The sequence below is a fragment of the Sulfitobacter maritimus genome (assembly GCF_013346665.1).
Lineage (GTDB): Bacteria > Pseudomonadota > Alphaproteobacteria > Rhodobacterales > Rhodobacteraceae > Sulfitobacter > Sulfitobacter maritimus.
This window is the reverse complement of sequence record NZ_JABVBB010000038.1, coordinates 223,605-237,567: the sequence shown is the minus strand read 5'-3', so window position 1 is coordinate 237,567 and position 13,963 is coordinate 223,605. Positions and strand designations below refer to the sequence as shown.

Annotated in this window: 20 protein-coding genes; 15 read left to right on the top strand and 5 right to left on the bottom strand. The window is 56.2% G+C overall.

Annotation, left to right across the window (positions count from 1 at the left end):
* Nucleotides 1–77: 77 nt before the first annotated feature.
* The 6 genes from HTT03_RS15990 (at nucleotide 78) to HTT03_RS15965 (ending at nucleotide 3,398) form a co-directional block, all read left to right on the top strand.
* Nucleotides 78–356, top strand: coding sequence for a rod-binding protein (locus HTT03_RS15990; RefSeq protein WP_174860783.1), 279 nt, complete (start codon nucleotides 78–80; stop codon nucleotides 354–356).
* A complete protein-coding gene (locus tag HTT03_RS15985; RefSeq protein ID WP_174860782.1) occupies nucleotides 346–705 on the top strand; it encodes a flagellar biosynthesis protein FlgN in 360 nt (119 codons plus the stop codon). Before HTT03_RS15990 ends, HTT03_RS15985 begins: the two co-directional genes overlap by 11 nt.
* A 207-nt stretch (nucleotides 706–912) precedes the next feature.
* The gene (locus HTT03_RS15980; protein WP_174860781.1) at nucleotides 913–1,755 is read left to right on the top strand and encodes a flagellin N-terminal helical domain-containing protein; all 843 of its coding nucleotides are present in this window, start codon (nucleotides 913–915) and stop codon (nucleotides 1,753–1,755) included.
* 82 nt (nucleotides 1,756–1,837) lie between these two features.
* Nucleotides 1,838–2,209, top strand: coding sequence for a flagellar biosynthesis regulator FlaF (flaF, locus tag HTT03_RS15975; RefSeq protein ID WP_174860780.1), 372 nt, complete (start codon nucleotides 1,838–1,840; stop codon nucleotides 2,207–2,209).
* The gene (gene flbT, locus HTT03_RS15970) at nucleotides 2,206–2,610 is read left to right on the top strand and encodes a flagellar biosynthesis repressor FlbT (protein WP_174860779.1); all 405 of its coding nucleotides are present in this window, start codon (nucleotides 2,206–2,208) and stop codon (nucleotides 2,608–2,610) included. Before flaF ends, flbT begins: the two co-directional genes overlap by 4 nt.
* Nucleotides 2,610–3,398, top strand: a complete 789-nt coding sequence (locus HTT03_RS15965) for a DUF1217 domain-containing protein (protein ID WP_174860778.1) — start codon at nucleotides 2,610–2,612, stop codon at nucleotides 3,396–3,398. Before flbT ends, HTT03_RS15965 begins: the two co-directional genes overlap by 1 nt.
* Nucleotides 3,399–3,405: 7 nt before the next feature.
* Here HTT03_RS15965 and HTT03_RS15960 read toward each other — a convergent pair whose 3' ends face one another.
* Complete coding sequence (locus HTT03_RS15960; protein WP_174860777.1) at nucleotides 3,406–4,770, bottom strand: FliI/YscN family ATPase; 1,365 nt, start codon at nucleotides 4,768–4,770, stop codon at nucleotides 3,406–3,408.
* An 80-nt stretch (nucleotides 4,771–4,850) separates the two neighbouring features.
* Between HTT03_RS15960 and HTT03_RS15955 the strand changes: the two genes are divergently transcribed.
* From HTT03_RS15955 to HTT03_RS15915, 9 genes are all read left to right on the top strand, one after another.
* Nucleotides 4,851–5,237 (top strand): FlgB family protein, encoded by a 387-nt coding sequence (locus tag HTT03_RS15955; RefSeq protein WP_174860776.1) that lies wholly within the window; start codon nucleotides 4,851–4,853, stop codon nucleotides 5,235–5,237.
* A gap of 2 nt (nucleotides 5,238–5,239) precedes the next feature.
* Complete coding sequence (gene flgC, locus HTT03_RS15950) at nucleotides 5,240–5,632, top strand: flagellar basal body rod protein FlgC (RefSeq protein ID WP_174860775.1); 393 nt, start codon at nucleotides 5,240–5,242, stop codon at nucleotides 5,630–5,632.
* Nucleotides 5,633–5,733: 101 nt separating this feature from the next.
* Nucleotides 5,734–6,021 carry a flagellar hook-basal body complex protein FliE gene (gene fliE / locus HTT03_RS15945; RefSeq protein ID WP_174860774.1) on the top strand — a complete coding sequence of 96 codons (288 nt, stop codon included), beginning with the start codon at nucleotides 5,734–5,736 and terminating at the stop codon, nucleotides 6,019–6,021.
* A complete protein-coding gene (locus HTT03_RS15940) occupies nucleotides 6,021–6,290 on the top strand; it encodes a flagellar biosynthetic protein FliQ (protein WP_174860773.1) in 270 nt (89 codons plus the stop codon). Before fliE ends, HTT03_RS15940 begins: the two co-directional genes overlap by 1 nt.
* 1 nt (nucleotide 6,291) lies before the next feature.
* Entirely contained in the window at nucleotides 6,292–7,002 is a 711-nt protein-coding gene (locus tag HTT03_RS15935; RefSeq protein WP_174860772.1) for a flagellar hook-basal body complex protein, read from the top strand.
* A gap of 26 nt (nucleotides 7,003–7,028) precedes the next feature.
* Nucleotides 7,029–7,814, top strand: a complete 786-nt coding sequence (flgG, locus tag HTT03_RS15930) for a flagellar basal-body rod protein FlgG (protein WP_174860771.1) — start codon at nucleotides 7,029–7,031, stop codon at nucleotides 7,812–7,814.
* Nucleotides 7,814–8,230, top strand: a complete 417-nt coding sequence (gene flgA / locus HTT03_RS15925; protein ID WP_174860770.1) for a flagellar basal body P-ring formation chaperone FlgA — start codon at nucleotides 7,814–7,816, stop codon at nucleotides 8,228–8,230. The genes flgG and flgA overlap by 1 nt, the downstream gene beginning before the upstream one ends.
* Before the next feature lie 9 nt (nucleotides 8,231–8,239).
* A complete protein-coding gene (flgH, locus tag HTT03_RS15920; protein ID WP_174860769.1) occupies nucleotides 8,240–8,968 on the top strand; it encodes a flagellar basal body L-ring protein FlgH in 729 nt (242 codons plus the stop codon).
* 9 nt (nucleotides 8,969–8,977) lie between these two features.
* Nucleotides 8,978–9,472, top strand: coding sequence for a flagellar basal body-associated FliL family protein (locus tag HTT03_RS15915; RefSeq protein WP_174860768.1), 495 nt, complete (start codon nucleotides 8,978–8,980; stop codon nucleotides 9,470–9,472).
* On the opposite strand, the gene HTT03_RS15910 is transcribed toward HTT03_RS15915, so the two are convergent.
* Genes HTT03_RS15910 through flhA form a run of 4 tightly spaced genes read right to left on the bottom strand, consistent with a single transcriptional unit; the run spans nucleotide 9,466 to nucleotide 13,827 of the window.
* Nucleotides 9,466–9,894 (bottom strand): hypothetical protein, encoded by a 429-nt coding sequence (locus HTT03_RS15910; RefSeq protein ID WP_174860767.1) that lies wholly within the window; start codon nucleotides 9,892–9,894, stop codon nucleotides 9,466–9,468. The genes HTT03_RS15915 and HTT03_RS15910 overlap by 7 nt on opposite strands.
* The gene (flhB, locus tag HTT03_RS15905) at nucleotides 9,891–10,976 is read right to left on the bottom strand and encodes a flagellar type III secretion system protein FlhB (RefSeq protein WP_174860766.1); all 1,086 of its coding nucleotides are present in this window, start codon (nucleotides 10,974–10,976) and stop codon (nucleotides 9,891–9,893) included. The genes HTT03_RS15910 and flhB overlap by 4 nt, the downstream gene beginning before the upstream one ends.
* Nucleotides 10,973–11,746 (bottom strand): flagellar biosynthetic protein FliR, encoded by a 774-nt coding sequence (locus tag HTT03_RS15900; protein WP_174860765.1) that lies wholly within the window; start codon nucleotides 11,744–11,746, stop codon nucleotides 10,973–10,975. Before HTT03_RS15900 ends, flhB begins: the two co-directional genes overlap by 4 nt.
* Nucleotides 11,743–13,827 (bottom strand): flagellar biosynthesis protein FlhA, encoded by a 2,085-nt coding sequence (flhA, locus tag HTT03_RS15895; RefSeq protein ID WP_174860764.1) that lies wholly within the window; start codon nucleotides 13,825–13,827, stop codon nucleotides 11,743–11,745. The genes HTT03_RS15900 and flhA overlap by 4 nt, the downstream gene beginning before the upstream one ends.
* Nucleotides 13,828–13,963 lie beyond the last annotated feature (136 nt).

The following is a 13,963-nucleotide window of genomic DNA, read 5'->3' as shown; positions in this document are numbered from 1 at the left end:
TGAGCGAACTTCCTTACCGGTTGTTTACCGAAACCGAGGCAAGATCAGAAAAATAGAACGCAATTTAAGGAGACAGGATGATGCTAATTTCTTCGGTCCATCCAGCACCGTCGCTGAAGGACGATAACAAGGCGCTCATGGTTGCGGCGCAGAAATTAGAGGCGAGCTTTCTTGCGGAAATGCTGAAATCAGCAGGACTTGGCGCCACCAGCGCGGAATTCGGCGGCGGCGCCGGGGAGGACCAGTTTAGTTCGTTTCTCGTCCAAGAGCAGGCCATGGCGATGGTGAAAGCGGGCGGCATTGGCCTGAGCGAATCGCTCTATGAAGCGTTGAAGGAGCGGCAGGATGAATTCTGAGGAGACCACACAGAAATTAGCCGCGCTCGATAGTCTGCTTGATGCAGAGCGCACGGCCCTGCTGAACGGCGAACTCGAAAAACTCGCCAGCATGCTGGAAGATAAAGAGAACCTTATCTTGACGCTCAACAGCGCCGAGCACCGAGATCTGGAAGCGTTGCAGCGGCTTGATGCAAAGGTGAAACGCAATCAGCTTCTTCTCGATGGGGCTCTAGAAGGCATACGCAGCGTTGCGCGCCGTATGGCGGCCCTGCGCCGCATCAAGGGATCTTTAGAGACGTATGATTCCACTGGTAAAAAACGCAATGTGGAGATGGACGCGGCCCGTGCTGTTGAAAAACGCGCCTAAGCGTTTGAATAAAAAGCCATGCAATGGCCGCTTCGCGTTTAGGACAGTGTTAAGCTGCAAAGGGTCATGGTGGCGATGCATCCGAGGTCGGGTGGCGCATCGCTCGGTTCAGGAGCGTTGCATAGGTCAGAAAGACTTTCCAGTCCGCCCCAGGGGGGTGAGACAGCAACGGGCGCAAAGCGTCAAAAAGACTAAAGGAACATGCTTATGTCGAGCATCAACACCAACAACTCTGCCATGGTTGCCCTGCAAACGCTGAAGTCGATCAACTCCGATCTTGGTCAGACCCAGAACGCCATCGCAACAGGCAAAGATATTTCCTCGGCCAAAGACAACTCCGCGATCTGGGCGATTTCCAAGGTCATGGAATCTGACGTCGCAGGTTACGAAGCGGTGTCCGACTCCCTGTCGCTGGGGGAATCTACGGTCGCAGTGGCCTCAGCCGGTGCTGAAGAGATTGTTGAAACTTTGAAGGAGATGAAGCAGCTCGCGATCTCTGGGCAGAGTGAGACAGCGGATTTCACGAAAATCCAAGCGGATATGGATGAAAAAGTCGCTCAGATCACTGCGATCACAGGTGGTTCGCAGTTCAACGGGGTGAACCTGCTGGCAACGGATGCGGACGGCAATGGCGGCACTTCTTTGACAGTCGTGTCCTCGCTTGACCGTATTGGTGCCGCTTCGCCAACCGTAAGCACGATTGACGTGGCCACTGTTGATTTCGAAGCCAATCTTGATGCCACGACGATCACCGCGATCACGGACGCCACCACCGCGGCGACCGCATTTGGTGAGATCGAAGCCTTTATGACCGTCGCGATTGACGGTGCGGCTGAACTGGGTGCTTCGGCGCAGCGCATCTCTGACCAGGGCGAATTTGTCAGCAAATTGAGCGATGCTGTTAAATCCGGGATCGGTTCGCTCGTCGATGCAGATATGGAAGCAGCATCGGCCAAGCTTCAAGCGCTTCAGACCCAGCAGCAGTTGGGTGTGCAGGCACTTTCCATCGCCAACCAGGCGCCGCAGACCATCTTGTCTCTGTTCCGCTAAGCCAACCTTCGGGGGCGCGTTTTGGCGCGCCCCTTGAACGAAACGGCACGCATCGAATGACAACAACAGGCAAGGTATCCCCGTGAACGCAACCACTCTGGCTCAGCGCGCCTATGCGCCCACTGCCGCGCCGACGCGATCGGCCCGCAGTATCGAATATGATGTCATCGCGCGCATCACCTATCGGCTGAAGGCCGCAATCGAACAGGGCAGGTTGCCACCGCTGCTTGAAGCATTGCACGAGAACCGCAAACTCTGGCGAACGCTGGCAATCGACGTGGCGGATGATGAGAACCTGCTGCCCGACGATCTACGTGCGCGCATTTTTTACCTCGCTGAATTCACCAGCCATCATACGGGAGAAGTAATTCGGAAAAAGGTTTCCGCTGTCCCTCTGTTAGAGGTGAATACCGCCATTCTGCGCGGCCTAAAGCAGGAAAGGGCGTTGTCATGAGCGGATTGGTTCTCAAACTGAGCCCAAAAGAACGGGTGTTGGTCAACGGCGCCGTGATCGAAAATGGCGATCGACGTAGCCGATTGGCGATTATGTCACCGGATGCAAATATTTTGCGCCTGCGTGACGCGATCCATCCAGAAGATGCCAAAACCCCGGTGCGGCGCGTGCTCTTTGCAGTGCAGCTGGTCCTTTCGGGCGATAAAGATGCGGCCAGTGCACATCACGGTTTGCTGCGACAGATCGAAGAATTGAGCCAAGTGTTTACCGACAACGACAGCCGCAATGCGTTGGCCGAAGCCAGCCGAGGCGTGATTGAGGCGCAGCATTACCACAGTCTTAAAGCATTGCGCAGCCTGCTGCCGCGCGAAGATCGGCTGCTGGCGTTGCGGGCAAACTGATGTACCAGCCCGTCATCCCCATGAGCGGACTGGCTGGCTGGAGGTTTCTTCAGCGGACCTATGACACGCAGTTCGAGACATTCAATAAATCGACCGAACTCAAACGGGATACTGACTATTTCCGCGAGAACATCGGGTCGATCTCAACGGCGGAAGACCTGGTCTCGGACCGACGGCTGATGGCGGTCACTCTCGGCGCTTTCGGTCTGCAAGACGATATCGACAATCGTTTTTTCATCCGCAAGATGCTTGAGGAGGGGACAACCAGCGATGATGCGCTTGCCAATCGCTTTACCGATCCGCGGTACAAAGAAATGTCCGAAGCTTTTGGTTTCGGTCCCGGCGAGTTTTTAAAGATTGGCGAAGCCGGTTTTGTCGATGCAATCGTCGCGCGGTTTGAAGCAAACAGCTTCGAAGTGGCCGCTGGAGAGCAGGATGACTCCATGCGCATTGCTCTATATGCGCAGCGCGAAGTTTCTGAACTCGCTAGTGCGGATATGTCCAATGATGCCAAGTGGTTCACCCTGATGGGTGATCCGCCAATGCGCGCATTGTTCGAAAAGGCGCTCAATCTACCGTCGTCTATTGGCCAAATCGATGTAGATCAGCAGTTGGGCGTTTTTCAGGAGCGCGCGCAGTCGGTGTTCGGAACAGATCAGATAGCCGACTTTTCTGACCCAAACTTGGTGGAAGACCTGATTACCAAATATGTGGTACGCAATCAGATTTCCGCCTTTGCTTCGGGTATGTCGGGGCAATCCATCGCATTAACTCTGCTTCAGAGTTAACCCCCGTTCAGCCAGTTGCGTGGCCACGGCCGCGTGCCGGCTGGGACTGTTTGGCGCGGCGTAGCAGTAGGTCGAGCTGTTTGAAGCTCTGATCTATCCCCTGTCGTTCGACGCGTGCCAGAAACATGTCCAACTCATCCCAAATCGCTATCGCCTGATCAACCTCAGGATCGCTGCCCTGTGCATAGAGGCCGGCGCGGATCATCATAGCATTGCGGTCATAAACGCCCATCAGGCGCCGGGCACGTTTAAGCATATCATTTTCCGCTTCCGTTGCGGCGGCGGGAAGTGACCGCGACACCGACCGCAGCACATCAATCGCTGGATAGCGCCCGCGTTCTGCGATGTTACGGTCCAATACGATATGGCCGTCTAACACGCCGCGCAGGATATCCGCGATTGGCTCGTCCATGTCAGAGCCTGCCACCAATACGCTGAAGATGCCTGTGATGTCGCCTTCGTTCTCGGCCCCCGGTCCCGCGCGTTCACAAAGGGACATAATCAGATGCGCGGTCGATGGAGGATAGCCACGGAGGACTGGCGCTTCGCCTGCCGCGACGGCGACCTCGCGGTGGGCCTCTGCAAAGCGAGTGATTGAATCGGCCATGAAAAGGACGGATTTCCCCTCAGTGCGAAAATGCTCAGCGATGGCCATGCCTGTCCAAGCGCAGCGGCGGCGTTGCAGCGGCGATTGGTCCGACGTCGCCGTGACCAATACGCTGCGGGCGAGCCCTTCAGGGCCAAGCACATCTTCCATAAAATGCCGCAGCTCACGCCCACGCTCCCCAATGAGGGCAATGACAACGACATCGGCCTGCATATGCTGTGCCAAATGTCCCATAAGGCTGCTTTTGCCGACACCAGAACCGGCGAACAAACCGACACGTTGACCTTTCACCACTGGCAGCATCGTGTTCATTACCGCCATGCCGGTATCTAGGCGCGCGCCTAAGGCGCGGCGTGTCGCGGCGGGGGGCGGGGCGGCTTGCAAAGGGCGTGCAACAGGGCCGCGGAGCAGGGGGCGGCCATCTAACGGCAGGCCAGTTGGATCAACGACCCGGCCAATCCAATCCTCACTTGGCGCAATCGTGAACGGCGGCGAAAGCGTTGCACGGCTGTTCAACGACACACCATCCGGGGCCGCGTCCGGTAGTGCGACGAGGATATCGTCGCGCAGTTGCACCACCTCGCCGCTGAGCGCTGTCGCATCCTGCCTGAAAACAGTGACCGCGTCTCCAATTCGAGCCGACTCCGCCAGGCCCGAGATATGGATCACCCCCGCCTCAACCCGTGTCACGCGACCGACAGACCGCACCAAGGCAAGGCTATCGATCTGGGCCAACAGACCATCCAAATTTGTTTCAAAGGTCATGTCATTCCTTTCGGCTGCAAACGCTTTCTAAAGGAATCAGGGTTAAGCCTTGATTGAAATTGCACGAGGGAGAAGCCCCGATGTTTGAAAAGCTGGAACTCTTCAGAACGGCGACAGCCATGGCGACCCATGCCGGACAGCGCCAAGCGATTGTGGCGCAGAACGTCGCCAATGCCGATACGCCCGGTTATCAGGCGCGCGATCTTCCTGATTTCAAAAGCGTTTTCCGCCCGGCTGATGCTGCTGGTTTGCCGCGCGCCACGCGGTCCGGCCATCTGCATGGCAGCCGCAGCGGTGTGGCAACCGCCGCGTCTTTCACCACGCGAGAGGAGGCGTCCCCCAACGGCAATAGTGTTTCGCTTGAAACTGAGATGTTGAAATCCGTGGATGCAAAGCGCCAGCACGACCGGGCATTGGCGATCTATAAGTCCGGGCTGAACATTCTGCGCAGTACGATCAGGGGCTAAGCATGAGTGAGTTTTCCAAATCTCTTTCCGTCTCGTCTAGCGGCCTGCGAGCGCAAGCCACCCGGCTGCGGCACTTGTCTGAGAATATTTCCAACGCCGACACGCCCGGTTACCGCAGAAAAACGATCACGTTTGAGACGGCCTTCGGGCCGCGTGACGGTGTGTCATCAGTCCGCACCGGAGCCGTCAATCTGGATCGCAGCGAGTTGGAGCAGGTCTATGATCCCTCCCACCCCCTTGCGGATGAAAGTGGTTATTTCGAAGGGTCAAATGTCGATCTTCTGATCGAACTCGCCGACGCGCGCGAAGCGCAGCGCAGCTATGAGGCGAATCTAAAAATATTCGAGCAAACGCGGAAAATGTCGACGGGCTTGCTGGACCTGCTGCGGCGGTAAGCGCCTCCGAACAGGTATCTGCGACCAAACACGCAGCAAGGGGCTTCGACGGAATGGCCGCGGCGCAACGTCGCGAGAAATACACTAAAAGGAGATCCAGAATGGATATTAAAGCGCTTTCAGCGATCCAGAAATACGCAGCGTCCAAACCCGCAACTGAACCGGGCGCTGCATCAGGTGATATGAACGGCGTCAAAGCGGCGTTTTCTGACTTCGCAAACACGCTGGCCAAGGGTGAGCAACTTGCCACAGACGCGATGGTCGGCGATGCCGATCCTCATGCGCTGGTCACCGCGCTAGCTCAGACCGAACTGGTGGTGGAAACCGCCGTGACCGTACGTAACAAGGTGGTCGAAGCCTATCAGGAAATCCTGAGGATGCCGGTCTGATGCAAAGCGAAGTGATCTTTTTTGACACGATGCGTCAGGGGCTTTGGGTCGCGGTGGTGATTTCCATTCCTATCCTGACAGTCGCGCTATTGGCGGGCGTCTCGATCGGTTTGGTGCAAGCGTTGACCTCGATACAGGAAATGACCCTGACCTTTGTACCCAAACTCGCGGCAATTGGCGCGGTGTTCTGGCTTTCCATGAGCTTCATGACGCAGACTTTGGTGGCCTTCTTCCATGACCGCATCATTCCGCTGATCATCGGAGGCTGACATGGATAACGCAGGATATACCACACTTACCCGGCAATCGGGGTTGGCTCGGGAAATGCAGATCGTTGCAAATAATATCGCAAATGCGGCGACGACGGGCTACCGAGCCGAGGAGCTGATTTTCTCGGAATATGTAAAACCAGTGGATGGGGGCGCATCGCTTTCGATGGGGCAGGGGAACCTGCGCAGTACCTCTTTCGATCAGGGGGCGTTGACCCAAACGGGCGGCACTTTCGACTTTGCGATAGAGGGCGACGGTTACTTTCTTGTCGAAACACCAGCCGGCGAAAGGCTGACGCGGTCGGGGGCATTTTCGCCCAGTGCCGAGGGTGATTTGGTGACATATGACGGGTTTCGTGTCCTCGACACAGGTGGTGCGCCGGTTTTTGTCCCACCGGGCGCAGCTATTACCGTGGGTGCCGATGGTACAGTCAGCGCGGACGGTGCGCCACTGGGGCAAATTGGGATCGTCCGCCCGTTAGAGCCTTTGAACATGGTTCGCGAAGATGGGGTGATGTTCCGCGCAGATGCCGGACATGAGCCGAGCGATAGGGCGCGGCTGATGCAAGGTTTTGTTGAAAATTCCAACGTAAACGCGATCAATCAACTGTCCCGCATGGTTGAAGTGCAGCGCGCTTACGAACTGGGGCAAAGCTTTCTGACAAGCGAAGATGAACGGGTACGCGGTGCTCTAAAAGCCCTGATGGGCTGACGATATCAATAGAAGGAGGTGCCAGAATGCGCGCCCTACAGATTGCCGCAACCGGCATGTCCGCCCAGCAAATGCGGGTGGAAACGATCTCGAACAACCTCGCGAATATGAGCACTACGGGCTATAACGCCCGCCGGGCTGAGTTCGCTGATCTGCATTACCAACAGATGGCGCGCGCTGGCGCGATCAACGCCTCCGACGGCACAGTGTTGCCGACCGGCGTGCAACTTGGGCTCGGAGTCCGGCCTGCTGCGGTGTCCATGCAGGTGGCACAGGGTTCGCTCGCCGCCACCGGTGGGGATCTGGATGTGGCCATTGAAGGCCAGGGATTTTTAGAAGTCACGCTGCCTTCGGGGCAGGCGGCCTATACGCGCGACGGGGGGTTAAAGCGGACGGGCGAAGGGCTAATCGTAACGTCTGATGGCTTTCTCGTAGCGCCTGAAATCGTCATCCCCGCCGATGCGCGCAGCATTTCGATCAATGCCGAAGGTGAAGTCTACGCTTATTTCGACGACGCCACTGAGGGCCAGCAATTGGGCCAGTTCAATCTGACCGGATTCTCTAACGTCAAAGGGTTAGAGGCTTTGGGCGGGAATCTGTTTGCCGAAACCGAAGCTTCGGGCCCGGCGCTGATCGCGACACCGGGCGTCGATGGTTTGGGCACGCTCCGTCAGGGATATTTGGAAGACAGTTCCGTCGACGCGGTGCGTGAAATCACAGAATTGATCGCGGCCCAGCGGGGGTATGAAATGAACGCCAAGGTCATCTCGGCAGCAGACCAGATGATGGGCGCGACGACGCAGGTCCGCTGATGTTGTTACGCCTTTTTCTAATGCTGCTCATCGCTGTACCGGCCCAAGCCGAGACCGTGACTGCCACACGCACCATTCGCGCAAATGCGATCATCACCGACACAGATGTCGTATTAAGCGCTGTAGCGGTACCAAACGGCTACCAGCGCCTCGCCGACGTGGTAGGGCAGGAGGCACGCGTAGTGCTTTATCCCGGCCGCCCGGTTTTGCTGGATGACATTGGCCCGCCCGCGCTCATCACGCGCAATCAGATCGTGCAGGTACATTTTCGTGGCAACGGTCTGGAAATCGTCACCGAAGGACGGGCGCTGGAGCGCGGCGCGATTGGCGATCTGCTGCGCATTATGAACCTGTCTTCTCGCGCAACTCTTTTTGGCCAAGTGCAAAAGGACGGCACGATTTTGGTCCGGCAATAGGATAACTCAATGAAACGTCATATTTCTATCGCGCTACTGTTTGCGTTCAGCGCCGCTTGTGGCCGGACAGACCATCTGAACAAGCCGCCCGGGTTTTCACCGCCACTCGAATCTCGTGAACATGCTGCAATGGTTACCTCAGCGCTGCCCATCCGTATTATCGAAGAGCAAGAGGTCGATCGGGCTTCGCTTTGGTCAGGCACAAGGCAATCCTTGCTTGGGGATCGCCGGGCTATACAGCGCGGGGATATCCTAACGGTTGTGATCGAAATCGATGAAAAGGCAGAGATTTCAAACGCTACGGATCGTTCCCGTTCAGGCAGCGAAGCTATGGGGATGCCGGGGTTATTTGGCATTCCGCAACGGTTGGACGGCATTCTGTCCGAAGGAGCTACCTCGGCCGAATTGGTCGGGATCAATTCAAACAGCAACTCTTCGGGGGACGGATCAGTCAAACGGAAGGAAAAGCTAACTTTGCGGGTGGCCGCCACTGTAATTGATGTATTGCCCAACGGCGTGCTGTCGATCTCTGGCTCCCAGGAACTGCGCGTTAACTTTGAACTCCGCGAATTGCTTGTGACCGGATATGTCCGACCAGCTGATATCTCACGGCAGAATGAAATTACCTATGACAAGATCGCCTCCGCGCGGGTGTCCTATGGCGGTCGTGGCCAAATCACTGACATGCAGCAACCACGATACGGACAGCAGGTGCTGGACGTTGTGTTGCCATTCTAGGAGGGGGCCATGCTTAAGAAGATACTGCCAATCGTGTTGTTGTTGATTGGCACAGGCGCGGGGGTCGGGGCGGGGATGGCCTTGCGCCCGACTCCGGAGCCTGCGACGGCAAAACAGACCGAAGTGCTCGAAGAAGTGGAGCAGCCGGAGCCTTACGGTCCCGACAACCCGGCACCGATGATGGAGTATGCGAAACTGAGCAATCAGTTTGTTGTTCCCATTATCAAAGAACGCGAAGTCGCGGCCTTGGTCGTACTCTCGCTGAACATAGAAGTGACAGAAGGCAACAAGGAATCGGTATTTCAACGAGAACCTAAATTGAGAGATTCTTTTTTAAGCGTGCTATTCGATCACGCCAATATGGGCGGCTTTGAAGGGGCATTCACCGAAGCAAATAACATTGCAGTTTTGCGCAATGCCCTGCGCGAAGTTGCACAAAAGGATATGGGAAAAGATGTGGTCAATGACGTATTGATCTTGGAAATTGCCAGGCAAGACTATTGATCTGATCCTGGACGCAGCAACGAAATATCGATGGCGAGTTCCATTTGGGACTGACCCTTATTTTTGCGCTGGCGCTTTTGGAGGTCTGCGATCAACTGCTGTGAAACCTGTAATTTTCCGAATGCCTGTCGAACTTGCGACAACTGCTGTTCCTTTATCGCCAAAACCTGCGCGAGCTTGAGGTTCAGCTCATTCTTGCTCCGACCGACCCAAGCTTGCCACATGATATCTGCGCCGATCGCCCGCATCTCGCCAATCTGGGTGCTGGCGCTGTTCGCCTGTCGCGCCATGTGGTCGAGCCGTGCTAGTTCCGCACGTAGGCGGGATTCTTCGGCCTGAATTCGCTGAAACGATTGACGTTGCTGATCGTATTTGGCTTGGCTAATGGCTTCCAACTGTCGAAGTTCGGCGAGTTCGCTCATGTCCAGCCCCTCGCCCTGCGTCGCATTGCTTCGGCAAAGCGGATCGCCGCGGCCACAGCGTGATATTGTTCATGTGGGATCTGGTCACCGATGTCAGTAGTGGCATGCAATGCCCGCGCCGTGGGCGGATCGCTGTGGATCGGTACGCCGGATTCCATAGCAAGTTCCCGGATTTTGAGCGCAATGGCATCCACGCCTTTCGCCACACAAACGGGTGCAGAGCCCGGTTCGCGGCTCCAAGTTAAGGCGACAGCGAAATGGGTCGGGTTCACAATTACCACATCTGATTTTGGCACATCGGCCATCATCTGATTTTGCGAGACCGCCATGGCCCGCGCCCGGCGTTCTTGCTTTTGATGGGGGTCGCCTTCGGCATTCTTGGTCTCATCGGTAATTTCTTTACGCGACATCCGGTTTTTTCGGAGATGTTCGAAATGCTGCCAAAGCGCATCGATTGCACCGATCCCTCCTGAAACAACGGTCACCACAAAAAGAAAAGCCAAACATAGTTCAACCATAAAGCTCAACGCCATTTCAGGTGAACTGCGGAGGGTTCCAATCATCTCGCCCAAACGGGCGCGGATAAAGAACGCGACGCAGACGGAATACATACAAAGCTTGGTAAAGCTTTTGGCAAACTCAAACATTCCAGAGCGGCCAAATTTGTTCTTGGCATTCGATAGGATGGAAATGCGAGACATTTTCGGGCTGATTTTGCTAGGTGCAAAAATCAAGGCCCGCTGGGCGACAATTGCCAGAACAACCGCAACCGCCGGAAAGACAAAAAGCGGCAGTGCACCAAAGACAATTTCGCGCAATGGCCCCGCGATGGCAGCGGTCGGGCTGCCGTCAAAAAATGCCGGTGCCAGTTGCGCTGATTGATCGATCATTACCATCAGGGCGGTGGCAATACGCTGCATCGCGCTATGGCCAGTCAACAAAAATGCGGCGAGCAACCCGGCATAGGCAGCGGCGGTCATGAGATCGGTTGATTTCGCAATCTCACCCTTTTTGCGTGCCTCCAATAGTTTTTGCGGAGTCGCCTCAAATGATTTGTCGCTGTCGTCGTCCTGCCCGCTCATGGGGGCACCGCGAATGGATTTGCGATGAATGTATCAAGCGCGGCGACCCAAACTCGCAGGATGATCGGTGCAGCGAGGAAAAGCAGAAACATCCCGCCTGCGGTGATGACCGGTGCGCCGACAAATGCCACCATCAACTGCGGCATCGCTTTATTAATCGCGCCAAGTGCCAAGTTGTACAGCAAAGACAGGATGACGAATGGGGCCGCGAGGGTAAAGGCTAGGGAAAAAGCCCGTCTGATTTGTCCAAGCCCCCAGCCCGACAATGTGTCACCGTCGGGAAAACGGCCCATGGGCAAGAGCTCGTAGGAGAAGATCACCATTTCAGCGGCCTTCACATGCAGCCCCGTCATTACCGCGAGGGCTAAGCCGCCGATCACCAGTACATAGCCGATCGCGGGCATCGGCTCCGCCGCAGCGGCCCCTAAGATTTGAGACAACGAGGTCGATTGCGCGGCGATGGCACCGGCAGTTTGCAGTGAGAGAACAAACATGCGTAGCCCGAGCCCCAAAAGCAGCCCGGCCAATGTCTCGGAGAGTACAAGCCAGAAAAGATTTCCCGGGGAAAACGGGAAGTCAGGAGCGGAGATGGCGGGGGTTGTGATAAAGGTAAAGGCTAAAATTGCGACAAGTTTGACCCGCCTGGGAACGGAGGCCTCTCCGAAGGCCGGCATAAGGGCCACCATAGCGCCGACTCGCAGGAATACAGCAAAGCCATGCCACAGGGTCGCCTCAGCAAAAGCCAGCAGATCGGCGCTGGCATAGGTCATGCCGCAACGACGCCAACCAGTGCGGGCCGCGCGTCCAAACCGATTTCTTCGAACGATAACACTGGATTGCTAATGCCCTTGGCGCGCATGACGGTGCGCAGGAAACGTCGTCGGCGCGTATTGGTGACAAGCGCGGCATAGATGCCGTTTTGACTCGCATCGTTCAACTTCTCCGAGGCTTTCTCCGCCAATTGATTGAATAGGTCCGGGGGCAGCGCAATATCCAGCCCACGCTGGCCATCGACTTGATAAGTTGCGAATGTCTCTTCCCATTCAGGCGCCAGTTGGACCAAAGGAAGCGTTCCATCGGCGCGACGCATCTCGGCCACGAGTTGAAAGCCCAAGCGTTGGCGAACGTGTTCGCAAATCGCCTCCGGCTGGGCATTTTGGCCGCGGGCTTCGGCAGTGGCTTCAAGGATCAGCGGCAGATTGCGGATCGACACCTGTTCATCAAGCAAAAGGCGCAAAACAGCATGGAGCACGTCGATTGGCACCTTGTCGGGAATGAGCTCGTCTAACAATTTGCGGTTCGCCTCGGCCCGGCCCGGATCGGATATATTAACCATCTCAGACAGGAGCCGTCGGAGGGACTTCAATGTGAGCAAACGGCTAAAGTTGCGTTTGACGACTTCGAGCAAATGGGTGGCAAGGATCTCCGTCGGGGTGACAAGGGTCACACCAGCGAGCGCCGCGTCTTCTTGATCACGACTGTTGATCCAGCGCGCCGGCGCACCATAGACCGGCTCGGTCGTTTCGACACCAGAGGGCAGGGCGCTACCGTCTTCTGGGATCAGCGCGAGAATTTGATCAGGATTTAGCTGTGCGCGGGCCTGCTCAACCCCCTGAATACGCAACACATAGGTGCCAATTGGTAGACCAGGATGATCGGTTAACCGGATTTCAGGTAAGATAACTCCAAAGACCGAGGCCACATGGGTGCGCATATTGGCGATGCGTGCATCCATCCCCGTCCCCGGATCGAGCACCATATTCACCAGATCGGGGGAGAATTCGACGTGGATATCATCCAGTTCCAGCACGTCGCCCAAGGGTTTCTCACGCGGAATAATATCTTCAGTCTGCGCAAGATCTGGAAGCGCAGCTTTGCGTTTTTCTGCGCGATACATCATGAATGCTGCTGTTCCCAACCCGGCCCCGCCCAATACGAAAGGCAGGAACGGCAGCCCCGGAAACAGCGCGAACATCACCATCAGTACCGCAACGGTGGCCAATGCCGCCGGGTGTTTGCCCAATTGGCTGAAAACGGCAAGGTCCGTGGCCCCCTGGGCGCCGCCGCGAGCCAGTAACAAAGCCGAGGCGATCGAGATTACAACGGCCGGGATCTGCGAAACCAAGCCGTCACCGACCGTGAGAATTGCGTAAGTCTCAAACGCCGCCCCCATGGGCATGCCATGCACAACCACCCCCATCACCAGCCCTGCGACAAGGTTCAACAGGGTAATCAATAGCCCTGCAATGGCATCGCCTTTGACGAATTTTGATGCCCCGTCGAGAGAACCGAAAAAGGTGGTTTCCTGTTGCTCGCGTTCGCGCCGTTCGCGGGCCTCATCATGGGTGATGGCTCCGGCGGACATGTCGCTGTCAATTGCCATTTGCTTGCCGGGCATACCGTCCAAAGCAAAACGTGCGCCCACCTCGGCCATGCGGGTTGCGCCCTTGTTGATGACCATGAAATTTACGATCAACAGGACACAAAAGACCACCAAGCCCAGAAAAACCGAGCCGCCCATTACGAATTGCGCGAAACTTTCGATAACGTCCCCGGCGGCATTAGTGCCGGTATGGCCTTCGCCGATGATCAGTTTTGTCGACGACACATTTAGTGACAATCTCAACATTAACGATGCAAGAAGGATTGTCGGGAAGGCTGAAAAGTCCAGCGGGCGTTCAATGAAAAGGGTGACTGTAAAAATGAGAATGGCGAGTGCGAAAGAAGCCGCAAGCCCCGTGTCCAATACCCAAGAGGGCATCGGGAGAATCATCATGACAATGACCCCCATCAAGGCTACCGCCAGCAGAATAGTTGGGTTAAAGAGAGCCTTGGACAAAAGATTTCCCATAGTCTAACCGACGATCCGTAATTGTCGGAAGGTGAAAGGCATGATGGCTTGAGTCAAATCTGAAGGCTTTGCGGGCATTCTAAATCTCCGAAGATTCACTTTCTGTGACCTTTCGGACGTTAGATTGAGGATGTTT

What these genes read in the sequence shown, in the direction of transcription:
- HTT03_RS15990 (WP_174860783.1), top strand. Translation starts at nt 78, where the DNA reads ATGATGCTAATTTCTTCGGTCCATCCAGCACCGTCGCTGAAGGACGAT.
- HTT03_RS15985 (WP_174860782.1), top strand. Translation starts at nt 346, where the DNA reads ATGAATTCTGAGGAGACCACACAGAAATTAGCCGCGCTCGATAGTCTG.
- HTT03_RS15980 (WP_174860781.1), top strand. Translation starts at nt 913, where the DNA reads ATGTCGAGCATCAACACCAACAACTCTGCCATGGTTGCCCTGCAAACG.
- flbT (WP_174860779.1), top strand. Translation starts at nt 2,206, where the DNA reads ATGAGCGGATTGGTTCTCAAACTGAGCCCAAAAGAACGGGTGTTGGTC.
- HTT03_RS15965 (WP_174860778.1), top strand. Translation starts at nt 2,610, where the DNA reads ATGTACCAGCCCGTCATCCCCATGAGCGGACTGGCTGGCTGGAGGTTT.
- HTT03_RS15960 (WP_174860777.1), bottom strand. Translation starts at nt 4,770, where the DNA reads ATGACCTTTGAAACAAATTTGGATGGTCTGTTGGCCCAGATCGATAGC.
- HTT03_RS15955 (WP_174860776.1), top strand. Translation starts at nt 4,851, where the DNA reads ATGTTTGAAAAGCTGGAACTCTTCAGAACGGCGACAGCCATGGCGACC.
- flgC (WP_174860775.1), top strand. Translation starts at nt 5,240, where the DNA reads ATGAGTGAGTTTTCCAAATCTCTTTCCGTCTCGTCTAGCGGCCTGCGA.
- fliE (WP_174860774.1), top strand. Translation starts at nt 5,734, where the DNA reads ATGGATATTAAAGCGCTTTCAGCGATCCAGAAATACGCAGCGTCCAAA.
- HTT03_RS15940 (WP_174860773.1), top strand. Translation starts at nt 6,021, where the DNA reads ATGCAAAGCGAAGTGATCTTTTTTGACACGATGCGTCAGGGGCTTTGG.
- HTT03_RS15935 (WP_174860772.1), top strand. Translation starts at nt 6,292, where the DNA reads ATGGATAACGCAGGATATACCACACTTACCCGGCAATCGGGGTTGGCT.
- flgG (WP_174860771.1), top strand. Translation starts at nt 7,029, where the DNA reads ATGCGCGCCCTACAGATTGCCGCAACCGGCATGTCCGCCCAGCAAATG.
- flgA (WP_174860770.1), top strand. Translation starts at nt 7,814, where the DNA reads ATGTTGTTACGCCTTTTTCTAATGCTGCTCATCGCTGTACCGGCCCAA.
- flgH (WP_174860769.1), top strand. Translation starts at nt 8,240, where the DNA reads ATGAAACGTCATATTTCTATCGCGCTACTGTTTGCGTTCAGCGCCGCT.
- HTT03_RS15915 (WP_174860768.1), top strand. Translation starts at nt 8,978, where the DNA reads ATGCTTAAGAAGATACTGCCAATCGTGTTGTTGTTGATTGGCACAGGC.
- HTT03_RS15910 (WP_174860767.1), bottom strand. Translation starts at nt 9,894, where the DNA reads ATGAGCGAACTCGCCGAACTTCGACAGTTGGAAGCCATTAGCCAAGCC.
- flhB (WP_174860766.1), bottom strand. Translation starts at nt 10,976, where the DNA reads ATGAGCGGGCAGGACGACGACAGCGACAAATCATTTGAGGCGACTCCG.
- HTT03_RS15900 (WP_174860765.1), bottom strand. Translation starts at nt 11,746, where the DNA reads ATGACCTATGCCAGCGCCGATCTGCTGGCTTTTGCTGAGGCGACCCTG.
- flhA (WP_174860764.1), bottom strand. Translation starts at nt 13,827, where the DNA reads ATGGGAAATCTTTTGTCCAAGGCTCTCTTTAACCCAACTATTCTGCTG.